The following is a 17,033-nucleotide window of genomic DNA, read 5'->3' as shown; positions in this document are numbered from 1 at the left end:
GCCTGGAAAGATAGCCGCGTGGAGCGGCAGACCGGTTCGGGGCTGGCGAGTGTCGAGGTGCAGCACGACGGGACGTTCGTGCTGCGCATCGACGGGTCGCCGCAGTCGCAGCTGGACCTCGCGGACCCGGGTCACCTGGCGTTCGAGTACATGCGGCGGATCGGTGACGTCGTGGACGCGGTCGCGCCGCGGCGGCAGCCGGTCGCGGTCGCGCATATCGGCGGGGCCGCGCTGAGCCTGCCGCGGTACGTCGCGGTGACCCGGCCGCGGTCCCGGCAGATCGTGCTGGAACCCGACGAGGACCTGACCGAGTTCGTCCGCGAGGCGTTGCCGCTGCCGAAGCGGTCCGGGATCAAGGTCCGCCCGGTCAGCGGCCGCGCGGGCATCACCGAGCTGTACGACGACTCGATGGACCTGGTCATCCTGGACGCGTTCGAGCACGAGGCCGTCCCGGCGAACCTGGTCACGGCGGAGTTCTTCGCCGAGTGCGCGCGGGTGCTCCGCCCGACCGGCGTCCTCGTCGCGAACCTCATCGACGGCAAGGCCGGCCTGCCGTTCATCCGCCGGACCGCGGCGACCGTCCAGGAGTCGATCGGGGCGGGTGTGGTGCTGGCGGAGCGGAAGATCCTGCGGGGCAAGGGCTTCGGGAACGTGATCATGGTCGCGTCGCGGCAGCCGGTGCCGGACCTGACCGACGCGGGCCGGCGGGCGCAACCGCCGTACGACGTGATGCCGCTGGGCGAGCTCGCCGGCAAGGCTGCGCCCCTGACCGACGCCGAGGGCTTCGTCACGCCGCGCGCGCCGGCCTCGGTCTTCCGGAGCTGAGACGCCCGGGTTCGGCGCGAGGTCGCTCGGGTCCGGGGCCAGCTCGCTCGGGTCGGGGGCCAGCTCGCTCGGGTCCGGAGCCGCCTCGCTCCTGTGCGGGGCCGGCTCGCCCCGCGCTCAACCGGTGCGCGGCCCGGGCGACGGCCGACCGCTCCTCGGGCGTTGCCCCGAGCGAGCGAACCAGCTTGTCGAGCCGGTCCGGACCGGCCCGGCGGGTGCCCTGGAACCAGGCCTGGATCGTGGTCCGGGGAATGCCGGTCTCCTGCTCCAGCGCGCGCAGCGAGCGCGGTCGCGCGAGCGCCGCGACGGCCGCGCCCAGGTCCTGCAGGCTCTCCGCGCTCTCCAGCAGGCCGACGATGTCGCGCGGGTCGCGGCTCGCTTGCTCCCAGCGCCGGCGCCAGACCGGCATCAGGTCGGCCGGGACCCCACAGCCCCGCAGATAGGCCGCTGTCACGTCCCACGTCGGCAGGTGCTTGCCGCTGGTCGCGCGGATCAGGTGTGGATGCGAGTAGTGCGCACGCTCGGCCAGTTGGCGGTAGCTCAGGCCCGCGTGCCGGCGTACCCGTTGTAAGGCCCCTGCGAAGTCCTGCACGTGATCAAACATAACTCAACACGTTTCAACAGAGCAAGGGCAGTTAGGCTTGTGCCTGTGTCTGTCGCGAAGGTTGCCGCCCTGGCCTACTACCCGGTGAAGGGCCTCGCCGGGGTCCCTGTCGAGACCGCTGAGGTCGGACCGACCGGTCTGCTGAACGACCGGTTGTTCATGCTGGTCCAGCCCGACGGGACGTTCCTCAGTCAGCGCAAACTGCCGGCCATGGCGACGCTGCACGCCGCGCTCGCCGGTGACGCGCTGCGGTTGTCGGCGCCGGGCGCGCCGGAGCTCGAGGTCGGGATCCGGTACGACGGGAAGCGGCGCGACGTCAGCCTGTTCGAGAAATGGTTCGGGCTCGGCGTGGTCCAGGATCCGGCCGCGGACGAATGGTTCAGCGCGCGGCTCGGCACGCCGGCGGCGCTGGTCCGGGTGACGCCCGAGCACGAGCGGCCCGGATGGGGCGCGCACCGCGGGCTGACCGGCTTCGGCGACGCGCACGCGCTGATGATCACGTCGCAGTCGTCACTCGACGGGCTGAACGCCCGCATCCTCGAGCGCGGCGGCGACGCGATCCCGATGAACCGCTTCCGGCCGAACCTCGTCGTCTCGGGGTGGGACGAGCCGCACACCGAGGACAAGGTGCTCCGGATGGCTGCCGGCGAGGTCGAGATCGGGTACTCCGCGCGCGGGATCCGCTGCGCCGTACCGACCGTGGACCAGGCGACCGGCGCCAAGTCCGGGCCGGAACCGACCCGGACCTTGGCGACGTACCGGCGGGAGCCCGCCTACGGCGGCGGCGTGAGCTTCGGCGTCAAGGCCGCAGTGCTTGCTCCCGGCAACATTCGGGTCGGCGACGAGATCGTCGTCCACGAATGGATCCCCGAGGGCGCCGACCCCGCGCCGGCGACGCGCGGCTAGCAGGCCACCCGGTAGCGGCCGGTGACGGCCTTGTAGGTGCAGGTGTCGAAGGTCTTGCCGGCCGGGGTCTGGAAGCGGGCGGTGTCGCCGGTGTTGTTCCAGACGTACCAGCTCTGGTTCCAGTACAGCGTGAGTGCGCGGTTGCGGTTCTTGCCGGTCCGGACGATCACCGTCGACCGGCCGGGCAGCACGTAGCCGCGCGGGAACACGAACAGGTGGTTGGCCGCGTCCAGGACGCGGAAGCCGGACAGGTTGATCGGCCGCGAGCTGATGTTGCGCACGGTGAAGAACTCGTTGTTCAGCTGGGCGTTGGTCCGGACGTCGGCGCCCGGCGGGTCGTACTGGATACCGCTCAGGACGACGGTGATCGCGGCGTCGGCCTGCAGTGGTGCGAGCGCCGCGGTGCCGGCCAGCACCACCGCGGCGGTCGCAGCGGACAAGAGCGTGCGGAAGCGTCGTACGAACAAGGAATATCCCCCTTGGCAGTGGGCCGAAATCCCCCCGGCCCGATGAACACGAACTGCCGGTTCCCCCCGGCGGTCGCACACGCTAGCCGTCACGCTCCGTGCTCGTCAAGTGCTCAATCAAGGGTTGTCGCGACGCCGTGGGCGAGGACCTTCACGCGGTCGGACAGGCCGGCCTCGGCGAACGCGGCCGCGAACTGGTCGGGGCCTTCGGTGAAGTGGGCCCAGCCCTCGGTGTGGACCGGCACGACGACGGCGGCGTCGAGCAGGCGTGCGGCCTCGACCGCGTCCTGCGACGTCAGGGTCAGGTTGGCTCCGTCGAGCAGCGTGGTGCGCGCCGCGCCGGCGAACAGGACCGCGACGTCGATCGGTGCGAAGCGGTCGGCGATCTCCTTCACCAGGCCGAGCGACGCGTTGTCGCCGGAGACGTAAACCGTCGGCAGCCCCGCACCCTGCAGGACGAATCCGGTGACCACGCCAAGGACTTCCTCTGCGCCCTCCGGACCGTGCAGCGCGGGTACGCCGGTCACCGTGATCACGCCGCCGTCCGGACGCGGCAGGTCGATCGACTCCCAGTTCGCCAGCCCGCGGACGCCGGGGATCCGGGTCGCCGCGTCCGGCGTCGAGAGCACGGTCGGGATGCCGGCCAGCAGCGCGCGCCCGGCGTCGTCGAGGTTGTCCTTGTGCTGGTCGTGCGACACCAGGACGACGTCGACCGGGCCGAGCTCCGCGGCCGGGATCGCCGGGCCGATCAGCTTGGTCATCACCCGCCCCGGGAGCTGGTAGTCCCGCGGCTCGTCGAAGGCCGGGTCGATCAGGAACGTCAGGCCGCCGAGGTTCAGGACGGCGGTCGGGCCGCCGATGTGCGTGATCTTCATGACCACGATCCTGCGGGCCGGCCGCCTGTCTCACCATTGGCCCGGGAGCCATAGTTGCCGAAGATCGGGCCATCCTCGGTCATACTGGGTCCATGCGTACAGTCGCGGTCTTCGCGTACGACGGGATGAGCCCGTTCCACCTGTCCGTGCCGTGCCTCGTGCTCGGCGAGCGGCGCGGGTTCCCGGACCGGTACGACGTCCTCGTCTGCGCCGAGCAGCCGGGCTCGATGCGGACGAACGCCGGGTTCGGCATCAGCGTCGAGCACGGGCTCGACGTGATGGACCGGGCCGACGTCGTGGTGCTGCCGAGCTGGCATCCCGGGCGCGAGGCGTCCGGCGTACTGCTGGACGCGATCAGGCGGGCGCACGCGCGTGGGGCGACCGTGGTCGGGCTGTGCATCGGGGCGTTCCTGGTCGCCGAGAGCGGGATCGCCGAAGGGCGTGAGGTCGTGACGCACTGGCGGTTCGCCGACGACCTGCAGGCGCGGCACCCGTCGCTGAAGGTGCGTGCCGACGTGCTGTGGTCCGACCAGGGGGATCTGATCACCTCCGCGGGTACGGCGGCTTCGCTGGACTGCTGCCTGCACCTGGTCCGGACGCATCACGGGGTCGAGGTCGCCGAGAACGTCGCCCGCGACATCGTCGTCGCGCCGCACCGCAGCGGGTCGCAGGCGCAGTACATCCCGGTGCCGGTGCCGCCGGACCCGGCCGACGACGTGATCGAGAAGGCGATGGTGTGGGCGCGGGCGCGGCTCGACCAGCCGGTGTCGCTCGACGAGTGGGCGGGGGCGGTGGCGATGTCCCGGCGGACGTTCACCCGGCAGTTCCGGGCACGGACCGGGAGCTCGGGGCAGGCGTGGCTGTTGCGGCAGCGGCTGGACCGGGCGAGATTGTTGCTGGAGACAACGGATCTGGCGGTCGAGCGGGTGGCCGCGGAGAGCGGGTTCGGGAGCAGCGACGCGCTCCGGCATCACTTCCACACCCTGCTGGGGACGACGCCGCAGCGGCACCGGCAGGAGTTCTACAGCAGCACGAGCAGGACGTAGATCACCGGCGCGGCGAACGTGACGAGCAGGATCCAGGCCATCATCCGGTGCGCCGGTTTGCCGCGGTCGAGCGACGACGCGAACGACAGCACCGCGCCCTCCTCGGTGTGCCGGCTCAGCCCCATCCGCCGGGCCTCCTCCGGCCGCGGATCCGGCCGCTCCGCCGCCAGCGCGTCCGGATGGATCCCGAAGTGCGCCGGCTCCACCCGATCCAGGTCATCACGCTCGGAAAACATCCAGCCTCCCCCGCATTGGTGGACCAGGTCGCAAAACCATGGTCGCACCAACCGGGAGGAATCGTGCGTGGGTTACTACGAGAAGTTCGCCACCCACACGTTGCGGTCGGTGCAGAAGAGCAGGAGCGTGCATCGCGGCGCCGTACCGAACCCGACGCCGAGCGTGTCCAGGCCGCAGTTCAGGACCGTGCCCCTGCTGTCCGCCATCAGGTCGTCGTAGGCCTGCTGGGCGTTCATCTTGTCGCCGCCGGCGCCGACCTGCGATCCGGACGAGTCGTTCATCCCGCTGCCCGTCTTCGCCCGGCTACCGGCCGTCCCCTCGGCGCTGTTGGTCAGGCTCGGGTCCTGCTTCAGACGCGCGCACCCGTTGTTCACCCGGGCGTTGTCGATCATGTCGAAGAGCTGCTTCTCGTTCGCGTCCATTCCGCCGTCCACCGGGGGCGGCGGCGGGGGCGGGGGCGTCGTTGTGGTGGTCTGGGTGGGGCCCGGTGTGGTGACCGTGCGGCCCGGCGACGTCGGCGCGGTGGTGGGCTTCGTGGTCGGGGCCGACGTCGGTGCGACCGTGGGGGTGACGGTCGAGGACTTGGTGGTGGGGGTGTCCGTCGGGCTCTCCGTCGGGGTCGACGTGGGAGTGGCCGACGGGGTGCTGGTCGGCGTGACTGTCGGGGTTGCCGTCGGTGTGACGGTGACGCGCGCCGACGGGGTCGCGACGGCTGCCTTCGTGGTCGGGGTGATGTAGGTGTCGTCGGTGCGGGTCACGATCGGCACGGACGCGTCCGCCTCGTCGTTCTGCGGCTGGTGCAGCAGGATCCAGGAGATCGGCGTGATCACCAGCACCACGGACGCGATGGCAATCACTGCCCGCCGTCCCTTGGAAGCTCGTTCCGCCGCCGCAGACCGAGCCGCAGCCCGCCGCCCCGGCCCGCCAGACCCGGAACTCCCGCGCCCCGGCCCGGACGACCCTCGCCCACCGGCCCCAGCCGCACCGGCAGCAACGTGCTCGTCCCCGCCGGCTTCGCCCCCAAAACGCTCGGCGCCGAAGGCGCTCACACCAGCCGAGGCAGCCTGCTCGGCTCCAAAGCCGGCGCCACCGGCCGCAGCCGCCCGCGCACGAGCCTCCGCCCGGTCGTCGGCGCGCTCCGCGCCGCCGGCGCCGCCTTCCGCCGCCCGCGCACGCGCGTCCGACCGGTCTTGCGTGCCGTAGGCGGATCCGCCAAGGCCCGACCCGCTGGCGCCGAACTCGTCCGAGCCTGATCCGCTGACGCCGGAGGCGTTTGCGCCCCCGCCGAGGCCGGCCGCGGCGCCGGCTGCGTCGGTTCGGGTGGTTGAGCGGCGGCCGGCGTTGGCCAGGTCGTCGGCAGCTGTACTGGCGGCGCCGGCGCGACCTGCGTCGGCGGCGCGACTGGAACCGCTTGCGCTGGACGACGGGTCCCATCCGTTCGCGCGGCTCGCGAGGCCGGATTCGTTGGGTGACAGGCCTGAACCGCCGCGCGGGGCGTCTGCTGGCTCTTTCGGCGCGGCCAGGGAGGCCCAGTCGTCGGCGGCTCGGCGGGAGGACCAGGTGCCGGCGGTTTCGCCCGGCGGTGTGGGGGGCTCGGAGCGGGCGGCTCGGCGGGCGCGGCTGGGTGGCTCCGAGTCGGCGCCCGCGAGGGACTGCTCGACCCACGACGGCGTACCACCTGCAGGACGCCGGCTCGCCGTGCCGGGAGCGGGCTCCTCGGCCGGGCGGGTGGGCAGGCCTGACGTCGTGTCAGGAGCGGTGTAGCTGGGCAGCGCGCCGCGAGGCGCGTACTGCGGGGTGGCAGGGCGCGACTGGTTGCCGCCGGCCCAGAACGGGGACTCGCTCGACGAGGCGCCCTTCGGTGCGCTCGCCCAGAACGGTGACTCGTCGCTGGTGCGTGGCGCGTACCGCGGGGGCTCGGGCGGAGCGGGCGGGGTGGATTCCGCGGGCGGAGTGGGCCGGTTGCCGGAGCGCGACGAGCGGGACGCCGCTCGGGTCGCCTTCCGGCGTGGTTTGTACCGGCCGTTGCCGGACTCGGACATCAGGTCGTGGTTCCCTTCAAAGTCGCGCCCCCAAGACGTGCCTCGCCAGCTCGAGACGCCTCACCAGCCGTCTCACCGGAACCCCCCAGGAACGTCCGGCAACATGACAAGGACGGATCTACCCGCCGCGACCGACCGCGAACCGGTCGGACATTGTGGCCGTGGGACAACGTTCCGGCCACACTCGGTGTTCTAGGCACAGTGACAACCATGTCGGCCCGGCCTCAGCTTCGGCCGAAGTCCTGGACCCAGCTGCCGGGTCCCCAGTCCGACCGCACCCGGCCGGGGTCGTACCCGATGCCGATCGTGGTGAATCGGCAGTTCAAGATGTTCTTGCGGTGCCCGTCGCTCTGCATCCAGGCGGCGACCACCTTCTGCGCGCTGTCGTAGCCGGCCGCGATGTTCTCGCCCCAGCTCGACCCGCGGTACCCGGCGGCCGCCATCCGGTCGCCCGGGTCCTGTCCGTCGGGGTTCGTGTGGTCCATGTAGTGCCGGCGGACCATGTCCGAGGCGTGCCTCCCGGCGGCCTCGACGAGCGCGCTGTCCAGCCGGAGCGGGCCGCAGCCCTGCTGCTCCCGGATCTGGTTCGTGTACTCCAGGACCTGCCGTTCCTGCGTGTTCGTCCCACCGCCGCCGGTCGGCGGCTCCGGGGTGTCGCTCGGCGTCGGACTGGTGCTCCGGGTCTTGGTCGGCGTACCGGCCGGGGTCGAGCTCGAGGTCTTCGTCGGCCGCGGCTTGCCGGTCGTCGTTGCGGTACTGCGCGGCGTGGTCGGCCGCACGGTCACGGTGGTCACGCCGACGGTCGGTGCCGTCGGCGTGGTGAGCACGCTGCCTGGCGTGCCGGCCGGCGTACCGGAGTTGGCCGGTGTGCCGGAGACCGACGAGGTCGCGGCCGCGCCGAGCGCCGGCGTACCGACCACGGCGGTGGTCGTGCGGCCGTTCGGCAAGGTCTTGGTGACGGTGATCAGCGGGGTGCCGGCCGTCGTACCCTCGACGGTCGAGCCACCGTCGACGCGGCTCTCCTCGGAGACGTTCAGTACCTTCGCGGCGTCGTCGACCCGGGTGGTGTCGCGCGACATCAGCCAGACCACGGGGCCGATCGCGACCAGGACCGAGAGCGCGCTGACGATCGGGCCGACCAGGCCACGGCTCCGCCGGGGAGCTCGTCTACTGCCGCGGTGCCGCCGGGGGGTAGGCGAATCCGTCATGGGATGGGCGAATCCTCTTCGTTTTTCGTACCGAGTTGCGCGTCGTTCCCCGTGGTACAGCCAGGTCCCCCCTGGTCACCGAACAGCGACCTTAACCGACGCGCGAGGTCATCGTTACAGAGCCGATGACCCTCTTAACGAATCCTGAAGAAAACGATTGACTGAACTCGCGAGTCAGCCGCCGAAATCCTGCACCCAGCTGCCGTTGCCCCAGTCCGGCTTCACCACGCCGCTGTCGTAGCCGATGCCGATCATCGTGTACGAGCAGTTCAGGATGTTCGCGCGATGGCCCGGGCTGTTCATCCAGCCCTGCACGACGGCGGCCGCGGTCGAGTAGCCGACGGCGATGTTCTCGGCCATCGCGCCGCCGCGGAACCCGGCGGCCTTCATCCGGTCGAACGGGCTGCGGCCGTCCAGGCTGTCGTGCGCGAAGTAGTGCAGGTCGACCATGTCGGCCGCGTGCGCTTCGGCGGCCTGGGTCAGTGCCTTGTTGGTGCGCAGCGGTCCGCAGCCGGCCCTGGCCCGCTCCTGGTTGGTCAGGTCCAGGACCTGCGCCTCGGCCGGGCCGGATCCGCCGACCGGCTTCGAGGTCTTCGTGGTCCTGGTCGGTGTCGGGGTCGCGGAGCGCGTCGGTGTCGACGTGCTGGGCTTCGGCGTCCGGGTGCTGCCGCGGCTCGGTGCAGTGGTCGACCGCGACGGCTTCGGCGTCACGCTCCGGACCGTGGACGGTGTCCTGGACGGCGTCGGTGTCGGCGTCGTACGGCGAGGTGTGGACGCCGGGCTCGTCGGAGGGGCCGGCGTGGTCGACGCGTCGTCGGCCGCCGTGGTCATCGACGTGATCGGCTCCTCCTGGCTCGTCACCTTGCTGTCCGACTGCCGCATGACGAACCACCCGACGCCGGCCATCAGAACAAGAGCCGAGAAGGACGCGAGGAGGGGACCGGCCACGCCGCTGCGGGATGGCCGTCTGTGGTTCGTCATGCTGTGCAGCCTTGCCCAGGCCAACGCTTGCCAACGCGCGCGAAGGCCCGCTTTAACAGCCCTTTGACTATGGCAATCGTTTGAATGCCTGGCCCTCCCGCACCTTGCGACGAAAGACACGCCGCTTCGCGGCGGTGGGGAGGGGGTTCGAATGTCAGCGGGAGCGGGCGATGACTATGTCGGAGATCACTTTCCAGCCGAGGCTGCGGTACAGGCGCAGGCCGTCGATGGAGGCGATCAGGATGCCGCGTTTGGCGCCCTTCGCCGCGGCTGCCTCGACCAGCGACGCCATCACCGCGCTGCCGAGTCCGCGCCGGCGGTGCGCCGGGTCGGTCTCGATCCGGTCCGCGACCGCGTCCTCGCCGACGACCGCCATCCGGCCGCTCGACACCACCCCGCCGTGCATCGTGGCCCGGGTGATGATCAGGTCGTCCTCGAGTTCGGTGTGCAGCGCATAGCGGTCCTGCAGTTTCAGCGCGGGCTGCTCCGAGAGCTGGATCGTCATCAGCCAGTCCTGGTCCTGCTGGACCTCCAGGCCGAGACTCTCCAGCTGCTCGATCCGGGCTTCCTTGTCGTCGGTGGCCAGCGTGATCCAGCCGGATCCGCGCCCGCCGCCGTCGGCGAGGGCCAGCTGGGCGGCTCGTTCCACCCGCTCCGGTTTGTCGTCGGCGTCCAGTACGACGTACTCGGTCGGCCTGCTCTCCTCACCTGCCCGGACGATCAGGATGCCGTCGTTGTCGTCCTCAACCGTGGTCCAGCCCCGCGAGACGGACCACCCGGCCTGCCAACGGCGGACGAGTTCCTCACGATCTCTCACCCGTCGATTCAAGCAGCCCGATCGCGCCACGGCGAGGGGAACCGGTGTCGTTTGTCACCAACTGGCCGTAAACCTCTGCCTGCAGCGGGTCACCGATACCGCGCCGGAGTCGCCGGGGTCAACCCCTGAACTCGCCGGCGAGCAGGTCGTAGGTGAGCAGGTTGTCGTAGCTGCCGTCGCGGCGCCGGTCGGCGCTGCGCTCGTTGCCGACCCGGGTGAAGCCGTTGGCCTCGGCAACGTGCGCGGACGCGGTGTTCCCGGCGGCGCATCTCACCACCAGCCGGCGACGGCCGAGGCCACCGTCCTCGACCGGCCGGAACGCGTGCGCGATCACCAGCTCGACGGCGCTCGACATCACCTTGCGGCCGCGGGCGTCCGGGTGCATCCAGTACCCGAGCTCGCCGACCGTCGTGTCCATCCGGTGGGTCATGCCGAAGACACTGACGTTGCCGAGCAGCTCGTCGGTGACCGCGTCCGCGATCGCCCACGCCACGGCCTCACCCTCCGCCGCGGCAACGGGCCGGTTGTTGATGAAGCCCTTGGCGTCGTCCAGCCCGTACGGCGAGGGCATGCCGGTCAGCCACTGCTGCGTCCGCTCGTCGCCGCACGCCTCCATCACCCGCTGGGCGTCGGATTCGCGCAAGGCCCGCAAGCGGATCGCGCCTCCCTCGAGCACCGGCACCGTCCACCAGTGGCCGTGCGGCTCGAGCTCGTCGTCGCGACCGATCGACGCGACCCACTCGTCCTTGCGGACGCCGCGCGACAGCCCGCCGCCCGGGATCGTCACCAGGCCGTGGAATCCCGCCTTCCAGGCGACCCGCCGGCTCGCGAAGTTGCCGACGTACGCGCGCCAGATCACCCGGTCCCAGCCGAGCCGGTCGAACGCGTACCGCACCACCAGCTTGAGCGCGCGCGTCATCACCCCGTTGCCGCGGACCTCCGGCGAGACCGCGAACCCGACCTCGCCCACCCCGCCCTCGCCGTCGCGCAGGTCGACGGTGCCGACGTACTGACCGTCGTACTCGATCGCCCACGCCCAGGACGTGTTCTCGCGCCAGCCGGCCGGGATCATCTCGGTGAGATAGCCGACCGCGTGCTCGTGCAGGTACGGGACCGGGATGGTGGTCCACTCCTGCATCACCGGGTCCTGGCACATCCGGTAGGCCGGCTCGACGTCGTCCGCCGTGTGCGCACGCAGGGTCACCGCGCCGTCGGTCAACTCGGGGACATCCTTGGGGAATCGCATGCTCCAGCGTGACGCGCTGCCACCGGCCGGGCAACACATTTCCCTGACACGGGCACGTTCCGCGATTAGGCTGTGGGGCGTGAACGCAGCCGGAGCAGAACCGCCACGCGGCCGCGGCGGCCAGTTGGCCGCCCAGCGGCAGGCCACGATCGTTGCCGAGGTCAACAGTCGGGGCGCGATCACGGTGGCCGAACTGGTCGACCGGTTCGGCGTGTCGGACATGACGATCCGGCGCGACCTGGACGCCCTGGACTCCAGCGGCCTGCTGCACAAGGTGCACGGCGGCGCCACGTCGGTCGGGCTGCGCAGCGCGCACGAGCCGGGCTTCGACGCCAAGCTCACCCAGGAGTCCGCGGCCAAGCAGGCGATCGCGGCCGAGGCCGCCACCCGCGTCCAGCCGGACAGCGCGATCGGCATCGGCGCCGGTACGACGACGTACGCGCTGGCCCGTCAGCTCCTGCGGGTGGAGAACTTGACAGTTGTCACGAACTCGGCGCGGATCGCCGACGTGTTCCACGGCAACGGGCGCTCGGACCGCACCGTCGTGCTGATCGGCGGCATCCGGACGCCGTCGGACGCGCTGGTCGGCCCGATCGCGACCGCGGCGCTGGCCTCGCTGCACCTGGATCTGCTGTTCCTCGGCGCGCACGGAGTCGACGCCGAGCACGGGCTCAGCACGCCGAACCTGATGGAGGCCGAGACCAACCGGTCGTTCATCGCGGCGAGCCGCGAGGTCGTCGTGGTCGCGGACCACACCAAGTGGGGGACCGTCGGGCTCAGCACGTTCGCGACCTGGTCCGACCTGGACGTGATCGTCACCGACAACGGCCTGTCGACCGCGGCCCGCAAGGCGATGCGGGACACCGGCTGCGACCTGGTGATCGCCTCCTAGTCGGTCCGGGACGCGCTAGCTGATCCGGGACGCGCCGGCCGACGGGGTCGCGGCGAGCGACGTCGGTGCGGTGAATCCCTGCTCCGCGAAGGCTTTCTCGATCGCGGCCAGCACGGAGTCGGCGGCGGCGGCCTCGACCAGCGCGATGATGCAGCCGCCGAAACCGCCGCCGGTCATCCGCGCGCCGAGTGCGCCGGCCTCGAGCGCGGCGTCGACCGCGACGTCGAGTTCGGGCACGGTGACCTCGAAGTCGTCGCGCAGCGAGACGTGCGACGCGGTGAACAGCGGCCCGACGTCGCGCAGCCGGCCGCCGCGCATCAGCGCGATCGCGTCCTCGGTGCGCTTGATCTCGGTGACCACGTGCCGGACGCGGCGCCGGTCGACGTCGTCGTCGAGGCGGGCGAGCGCGGCGTCCAGCTCGTCGTACCCGACCGAGCGCAGCGACGGTACGCCGAGGGCGGTCGCCGCGTGCTCACAACTCTTCCGGCGCGCGGCGTACTCACCGTCGGCGTGCCGGTGCGGCGCCTTCACGTCCACCACCAGCAGCCGCAGGCCGTCGGCCTCGGGGTCGAACGGGATCTGGTCCAGCGCGCCGGAGCGGATGTCGAAGGCCAGCGCGTGACCGGCCGTGCAGCACATCGACGCGGTCTGGTCCATCAGGCCGACGGGGGCGCCGACGTACTGGTTCTCGGCGCGCTGGGCGAGCCGGGCCACCTCCGCGGGGTCGACCTCCACGTCGGCGAGGCCGAGCAGCGCGATCGCGGTCGCACAGAGCAGTGCCGCGGACGACGACAGCCCCGCACCCGAGGGCAGGTCGGACTCGAAGCGCAGGTTCGCGCCGCCGATCGGATACCCGGACTCGCGCAGGACCCAGGCCGCACCCGCCGGGTACGCCGCCCAGTCGCCGACCGAGTGCGGTGCGAGGTCGTCGATCGCGAACTCGACCACCCCGTCGTGCCCGCCGGACGTCACCGCGATCCGGCCGTCGGTCCGCCGGGCGGCGATGACCACGATCTGGTTCGGCAGGGCGATCGGCAGTACGACGCCGTCGTTGTAGTCGGTGTGCTCGCCGATCAGGTTGACCCGGCCCGGCGCGCGCCAGCTGCCGTCGGGCGCGGTACCGAAAACGTCCTGAAAGCTCACGAGCCAACCTTCCGCAGGGTCTCGGCCACGTCCTCGGGCCGGGTGTCGCTGATGAACGCGCCCATGCCGGACTCGGAGCCGGCCAGGTACTTGATCTTGTCCTTGGCCCGCCGGATCGACAACAGCTCCAGGTGCAGGTAGCCGAGCTCGCGGTCGATCCGGACCGGCGCCTGGTGCCAGGCCGCGATGTAGGGCAGCGGGTCGCCGTACAGGCCGTCGAAGCGGCTCAGGACGTCGAGGTACAGCTCCGCGAAGTCGTCGCGCTCACCGACCGACAGCTCGTCGATGCCGCCGACCTGGCGGTGCGGGTACAGGTGCACCTCGACCGGCCAGCGGGCGGCCTCCGGCACGAACGCGGTCCAGTTGCCGTTCTCCGCGACGACCCGGGTGCCCTCCTTGCGCTCGGCGGCCAGCACGTCGGCGAACAGGTTGCTGCCGGCAACCTCTTGGTGCTTGCGGGCCTGCGCCAGCAGCGTGCGCATCCGCGGCGGCAGGAACGGGTAGGCGTAGATCTGGCCGTGCGGGTGGCTGAGCGTGACACCGATCTCGCGGCCGCGGTTCTCGAACGGGAAGACCAGCTCGACGTCGTCGCGGGCGCCGAGCTCGGCGGTCCGGTCGGCCCAGGTGTCGACGACCAGCCGGGCCTGGCCCTGGGAGAGGTCGGTGAACGACTGGTTGTGGTCGCTGGTGAAGCACATCACCTCGGTCCGGCCAGGGCCGGCGAAGGACGGGAACCGGTTCTCGAAGACCGCGACGTTGTAGTCGTGGTCCGGGATCTCGGTCGGGTTGCCCGGCTTGCTCGCGCACAGCGGGCACTGGTCCGCCGGCGGCAGGTAGGTGCGGGTGTTGCGGTGGGTCGCGTACGAGATGACGTCGCCCGTCAGCGGATCGGTGCGCAGCTCGATCTGCGGCTGCGGGGCCGGCAGCCCGCGGGTGTCCTCGAGCGGCACCCGGGCCGGCGCGTCGGCCGGGTCGTAGTAGATCAGCTCGCGGCCGTCCGACAGTTTGGTGTCGGTCCGGCGCACGCCGCGGGGTGTGTTCATCGTGTGACCCTCCCGGCCGCACGACGCGTCCGGCCAGGAATCATCGTAAACCAACAAAGTCGAACATGCACGGTGGGACTGCCCACCGCTAGAGTTGGTAGATGGACGACTACGCCCAACGCCCGCCCTCTCGACAGTCGACGAGAGGGCGCTAGGAAACCCCACCCATGAACGACACCCTGCTCAATATCGTCCTGATCCTGGTCTTCGTGCTGATCGGCGGGGTCTTCGCCGCCGCCGAGATGGCCCTGGTCTCGCTGCGGGAGAGCCAGCTGAAGGCGCTCTCGCACCGCGGCCGGCGGGGCGAGACGGTCGCCAAGGTGGCCGCCAACCCGAACCGCTTCCTGTCCGCCGTGCAGATCGGCGTGACTCTGATGGGCTTCCTGTCCGCCGCCTTCGGCGGTGCGACGCTCGCCGACGGCCTCTCGCCGCACCTGCAGAAGCTCGGCCTGCCCGAGTCGGTCGCCGACACGGTCGCGCTGGTGCTGATCACGATCCTGATCTCGTACGTGTCGATCGTGCTCGGTGAGCTGGCGGCCAAGCGGCTCGCGCTGCAGCGTGCCGAGACCTTCGCGCTCGGCCTGGCACCGCTGGTCGACAAGATCGCGTCCGGTGCGCGGCCGGTCATCTGGCTGCTGTCCAAGTCCACCGACCTGGTGGTCCGGGCGCTCGGCGGCGACCCGAACGCGAACCGTGAGGTGATGACCGACGAGGAGCTCCGCGACCTGGTCTCGGCGCACGAGTCGCTCGGCGAGGAGGAGCGCAAGATCGTCGACGACGTCTTCGAGGCCGGCAGCCGGCAGCTGCGCGAGCTGATGCTGCCGCGCACCGAGGTGGACTTCGTCGACGCGGAGATGCCGGCGTACAAGGCGGTCAAGTTCGCCGCCGAGCGGCCGCACTCGCGGTACCCGGTGATGAACGGCTCGGCCGACGACATCGTCGGGTTCGTGCACGTCCGGGACCTGTTCGACCCAGCGGTCGCGACCCGTTCGGTGCGGGTCGGCGACCTGGCGCGCGAGGTCCTGATGCTGCCGGACACCGCGAAGCTGCTGCCGACGCTGACCGAGATGCGCCGCCGCAGCACGCACCTCGCGATCGTGCTCGACGAGTACGGCGGCACCGCCGGCATCGTCACGCTCGAGGACCTGGTCGAGGAGCTGATCGGCGACATCAAGGACGAGTACGACGAGGAGGCGGCCGAGACCACCCGGCTGCGCAGCGGCGACATCGAGGTCGACGGTCTGCTGAACCTCGACGACTTCGCCGACGCCACCGCGATCGAGCTCCCCGACGGCCCGTACGAGACCGTCGGCGGCTTCCTCGCCGCCCGGCTCGGGAAGGTCCCGTCCACCGGCGACGAGGTCGCGCTCGACATCCACACCCTGACCGTGACCGAGATGGACGGCCGCCGGGTCGCCCGCGTCCGCCTGCACCGGGTCAAGCCGGCTGAGGAAGAACAGCTTCCGGCCGCGGCGCCAGCACCCGCCGCCGACTGAGGACCACGAACCCGCCGGCGACGTACCCGAGGCCCTGGACGACGAGGACCGGGATGATGCCGACAGCGTCGCCGAGCACGCCGGCCGCGGCGATGCCGACCAGGACGGCGACACTCTCGGCGGCGCCGACCGCGCCGAAGATCCGGCCGCGGGTGCCGTCGACAGTGAGGTTCTGGAAGACCGTCATCATGCCGGCGAGGGCGAGCGCGCCGGGCAGGCCGACCACGATCATGCAGACGAACGCGGGGATCACACTGCTCGACACCAGCGGGTAGAGGAACAGCGCGGTGTCGATCACGCCGAACGCGAACGCGCCGATACCCCACAGGGTTGCCGCCGGCCAGCGGGAGCCGATCGCGGCGGCGACCAGGCCGCCGATGATCCCGCCGATCGCCTGCGACGACACGATCAGGCCGTAGACCTTCCCGTCGCCGCCGACCTCGGCACTGACGAACGGCGCGAACAGCGTGCTCATGATGCCCTCGCCGACCCCGGTGACCAGGCAGAACACGAAGAGCAGCCGCATCGCGGGTCCCGCGACGCAGAGCCGCAGACCCTCGGTCCACTCGTCCCTCAGCCGCTTGATCGCACCGCCGGCCGTCTCTTCCGTCGGGTGCGGTCGCTGCTGCCGGTGCCGCATCGCCGCGACCAGGACGACCGCGATCAGGAACGTCGCGGCGTCGCCGAGCGCCAGGAGGGTCAGCCCGCCGGCGGCCGCCAGTACGCCGCCGAGCGCGGCGCCGATCAGCCGGGCGAGGTCGCGGATCTGACTGTTCAGCGCGTTCGCGGTGACGAGTTGGTCGGCGTTCACCAGGACCGGGACCAGCGACTGCTCGGCTGGCGTGAAGAACTGCTGCAGACAGCTCTGCGCGAGGACGACGCCGTACACGATCCAGATCGTGCTCGCGTCGTGGACCGCGACCAGCGGGATCAGGACGAGCGCGTTCAGCACGTTCGTCACGATCATCGTGGTCCGCTGGTTCCACCGGTCGACGAAGACGCCGGCCAGCGAGCCGAGCAGGACGGCCGGGAGGAACGACGCCAGCAGCAGGCCGCCGGACGCCAGCGTCGAGCCGGTCAGCACGTACACCTGGAACGCGAGTCCGGTGCGCAGCAACCAGTCGCCGATCAGCGAGATCAGGCCGGCGCCGAGCATCAGCCGGTAGTCGCGCTGCCGCGCGAGGACGCCCCACAAGTCCTTCATG

General features: G+C 71.5%; 17 protein-coding genes. 5 read left to right on the top strand and 12 right to left on the bottom strand.

The window, feature by feature from the left end:
* Positions 1-18 precede the first annotated feature (18 nt).
* Positions 19-825: a fused MFS/spermidine synthase gene (locus ABZW60_RS04215; protein ID WP_355473856.1), complete on the top strand. Its 807-nt coding sequence runs from the start codon at positions 19-21 to the stop codon at positions 823-825.
* On the opposite strand, the gene ABZW60_RS04210 is transcribed toward ABZW60_RS04215, so the two are convergent.
* Complete coding sequence (locus ABZW60_RS04210; RefSeq protein WP_355473854.1) at positions 788-1,417, bottom strand: helix-turn-helix transcriptional regulator; 630 nt, start codon at positions 1,415-1,417, stop codon at positions 788-790. The genes ABZW60_RS04215 and ABZW60_RS04210 overlap by 38 nt on opposite strands.
* A 57-nt stretch (positions 1,418-1,474) precedes the next feature.
* Here ABZW60_RS04210 and ABZW60_RS04205 point away from each other — a divergent pair, with 57 nt between their 5' ends.
* Positions 1,475-2,335: an MOSC N-terminal beta barrel domain-containing protein gene (locus tag ABZW60_RS04205; protein ID WP_355473852.1), complete on the top strand. Its 861-nt coding sequence runs from the start codon at positions 1,475-1,477 to the stop codon at positions 2,333-2,335.
* Here the strand turns inward: ABZW60_RS04205 and ABZW60_RS04200 are convergent.
* Together ABZW60_RS04200 and ABZW60_RS04195 are read right to left on the bottom strand one after the other, a co-directional pair.
* Positions 2,332-2,802 (bottom strand): lamin tail domain-containing protein, encoded by a 471-nt coding sequence (locus ABZW60_RS04200; protein ID WP_355473850.1) that lies wholly within the window; start codon positions 2,800-2,802, stop codon positions 2,332-2,334. The two genes, ABZW60_RS04205 and ABZW60_RS04200, sit on opposite strands and share 4 nt — an antisense overlap.
* Before the next feature lie 113 nt (positions 2,803-2,915).
* On the bottom strand, positions 2,916-3,677 hold the full coding sequence (locus ABZW60_RS04195; protein WP_355473848.1) for an MBL fold metallo-hydrolase: 762 nt from the start codon (positions 3,675-3,677) through the stop codon (positions 2,916-2,918).
* Between the two features lie 92 nt (positions 3,678-3,769).
* Between ABZW60_RS04195 and ABZW60_RS04190 the strand changes: the two genes are divergently transcribed.
* A complete protein-coding gene (locus ABZW60_RS04190) occupies positions 3,770-4,723 on the top strand; it encodes a helix-turn-helix domain-containing protein (RefSeq protein ID WP_355473846.1) in 954 nt (317 codons plus the stop codon).
* Here ABZW60_RS04190 and ABZW60_RS04185 read toward each other — a convergent pair.
* From ABZW60_RS04185 to ABZW60_RS04160, 6 genes are all read right to left on the bottom strand, one after another.
* Positions 4,699-4,959, bottom strand: a complete 261-nt coding sequence (locus ABZW60_RS04185; protein WP_355473844.1) for a hypothetical protein — start codon at positions 4,957-4,959, stop codon at positions 4,699-4,701. The genes ABZW60_RS04190 and ABZW60_RS04185 overlap by 25 nt on opposite strands.
* A gap of 75 nt (positions 4,960-5,034) precedes the next feature.
* Positions 5,035-7,002 (bottom strand): hypothetical protein, encoded by a 1,968-nt coding sequence (locus ABZW60_RS04180; protein ID WP_355473842.1) that lies wholly within the window; start codon positions 7,000-7,002, stop codon positions 5,035-5,037.
* A 224-nt stretch (positions 7,003-7,226) separates the two neighbouring features.
* Positions 7,227-8,210 (bottom strand): CAP domain-containing protein, encoded by a 984-nt coding sequence (locus tag ABZW60_RS04175; protein ID WP_355473841.1) that lies wholly within the window; start codon positions 8,208-8,210, stop codon positions 7,227-7,229.
* Positions 8,211-8,384: 174 nt separating this feature from the next.
* Entirely contained in the window at positions 8,385-9,191 is an 807-nt protein-coding gene (locus ABZW60_RS04170; protein WP_355473839.1) for a CAP domain-containing protein, read from the bottom strand.
* 154 nt (positions 9,192-9,345) lie between these two features.
* Positions 9,346-10,008, bottom strand: a complete 663-nt coding sequence (locus ABZW60_RS04165) for a GNAT family N-acetyltransferase (protein WP_355473837.1) — start codon at positions 10,006-10,008, stop codon at positions 9,346-9,348.
* A 118-nt stretch (positions 10,009-10,126) separates the two neighbouring features.
* Entirely contained in the window at positions 10,127-11,254 is a 1,128-nt protein-coding gene (locus ABZW60_RS04160) for a GNAT family N-acetyltransferase (protein WP_355473835.1), read from the bottom strand.
* Between the two features lie 79 nt (positions 11,255-11,333).
* Here ABZW60_RS04160 and ABZW60_RS04155 point away from each other — a divergent pair, with 79 nt between their 5' ends.
* On the top strand, positions 11,334-12,146 hold the full coding sequence (locus tag ABZW60_RS04155; RefSeq protein WP_355473833.1) for a DeoR/GlpR family DNA-binding transcription regulator: 813 nt from the start codon (positions 11,334-11,336) through the stop codon (positions 12,144-12,146).
* A 15-nt stretch (positions 12,147-12,161) separates the two neighbouring features.
* On the opposite strand, the gene galK is transcribed toward ABZW60_RS04155, so the two are convergent.
* Together galK and galT are read right to left on the bottom strand one after the other, a co-directional pair.
* A complete protein-coding gene (gene galK, locus ABZW60_RS04150) occupies positions 12,162-13,289 on the bottom strand; it encodes a galactokinase (protein WP_355473832.1) in 1,128 nt (375 codons plus the stop codon).
* Positions 13,286-14,332, bottom strand: a complete 1,047-nt coding sequence (gene galT / locus ABZW60_RS04145; RefSeq protein ID WP_355473830.1) for a galactose-1-phosphate uridylyltransferase — start codon at positions 14,330-14,332, stop codon at positions 13,286-13,288. Before galT ends, galK begins: the two co-directional genes overlap by 4 nt.
* 167 nt (positions 14,333-14,499) lie before the next feature.
* Here galT and ABZW60_RS04140 point away from each other — a divergent pair, with 167 nt between their 5' ends.
* Entirely contained in the window at positions 14,500-15,828 is a 1,329-nt protein-coding gene (locus tag ABZW60_RS04140; RefSeq protein WP_355473828.1) for a hemolysin family protein, read from the top strand.
* Here the strand turns inward: ABZW60_RS04140 and ABZW60_RS04135 are convergent.
* On the bottom strand, positions 15,770-17,032 hold the full coding sequence (locus ABZW60_RS04135; protein WP_355473826.1) for an MFS transporter: 1,263 nt from the start codon (positions 17,030-17,032) through the stop codon (positions 15,770-15,772). The genes ABZW60_RS04140 and ABZW60_RS04135 overlap by 59 nt on opposite strands.
* Position 17,033 lies beyond the last annotated feature (1 nt).

This window comes from Kribbella sp. NPDC003557 (genome assembly GCF_040610805.1).
GTDB lineage: Bacteria > Actinomycetota > Actinomycetes > Propionibacteriales > Kribbellaceae > Kribbella.
The sequence above is the reverse complement of the archived record's forward strand: the minus strand, read 5'-3'. Positions and strand labels throughout refer to the sequence as shown.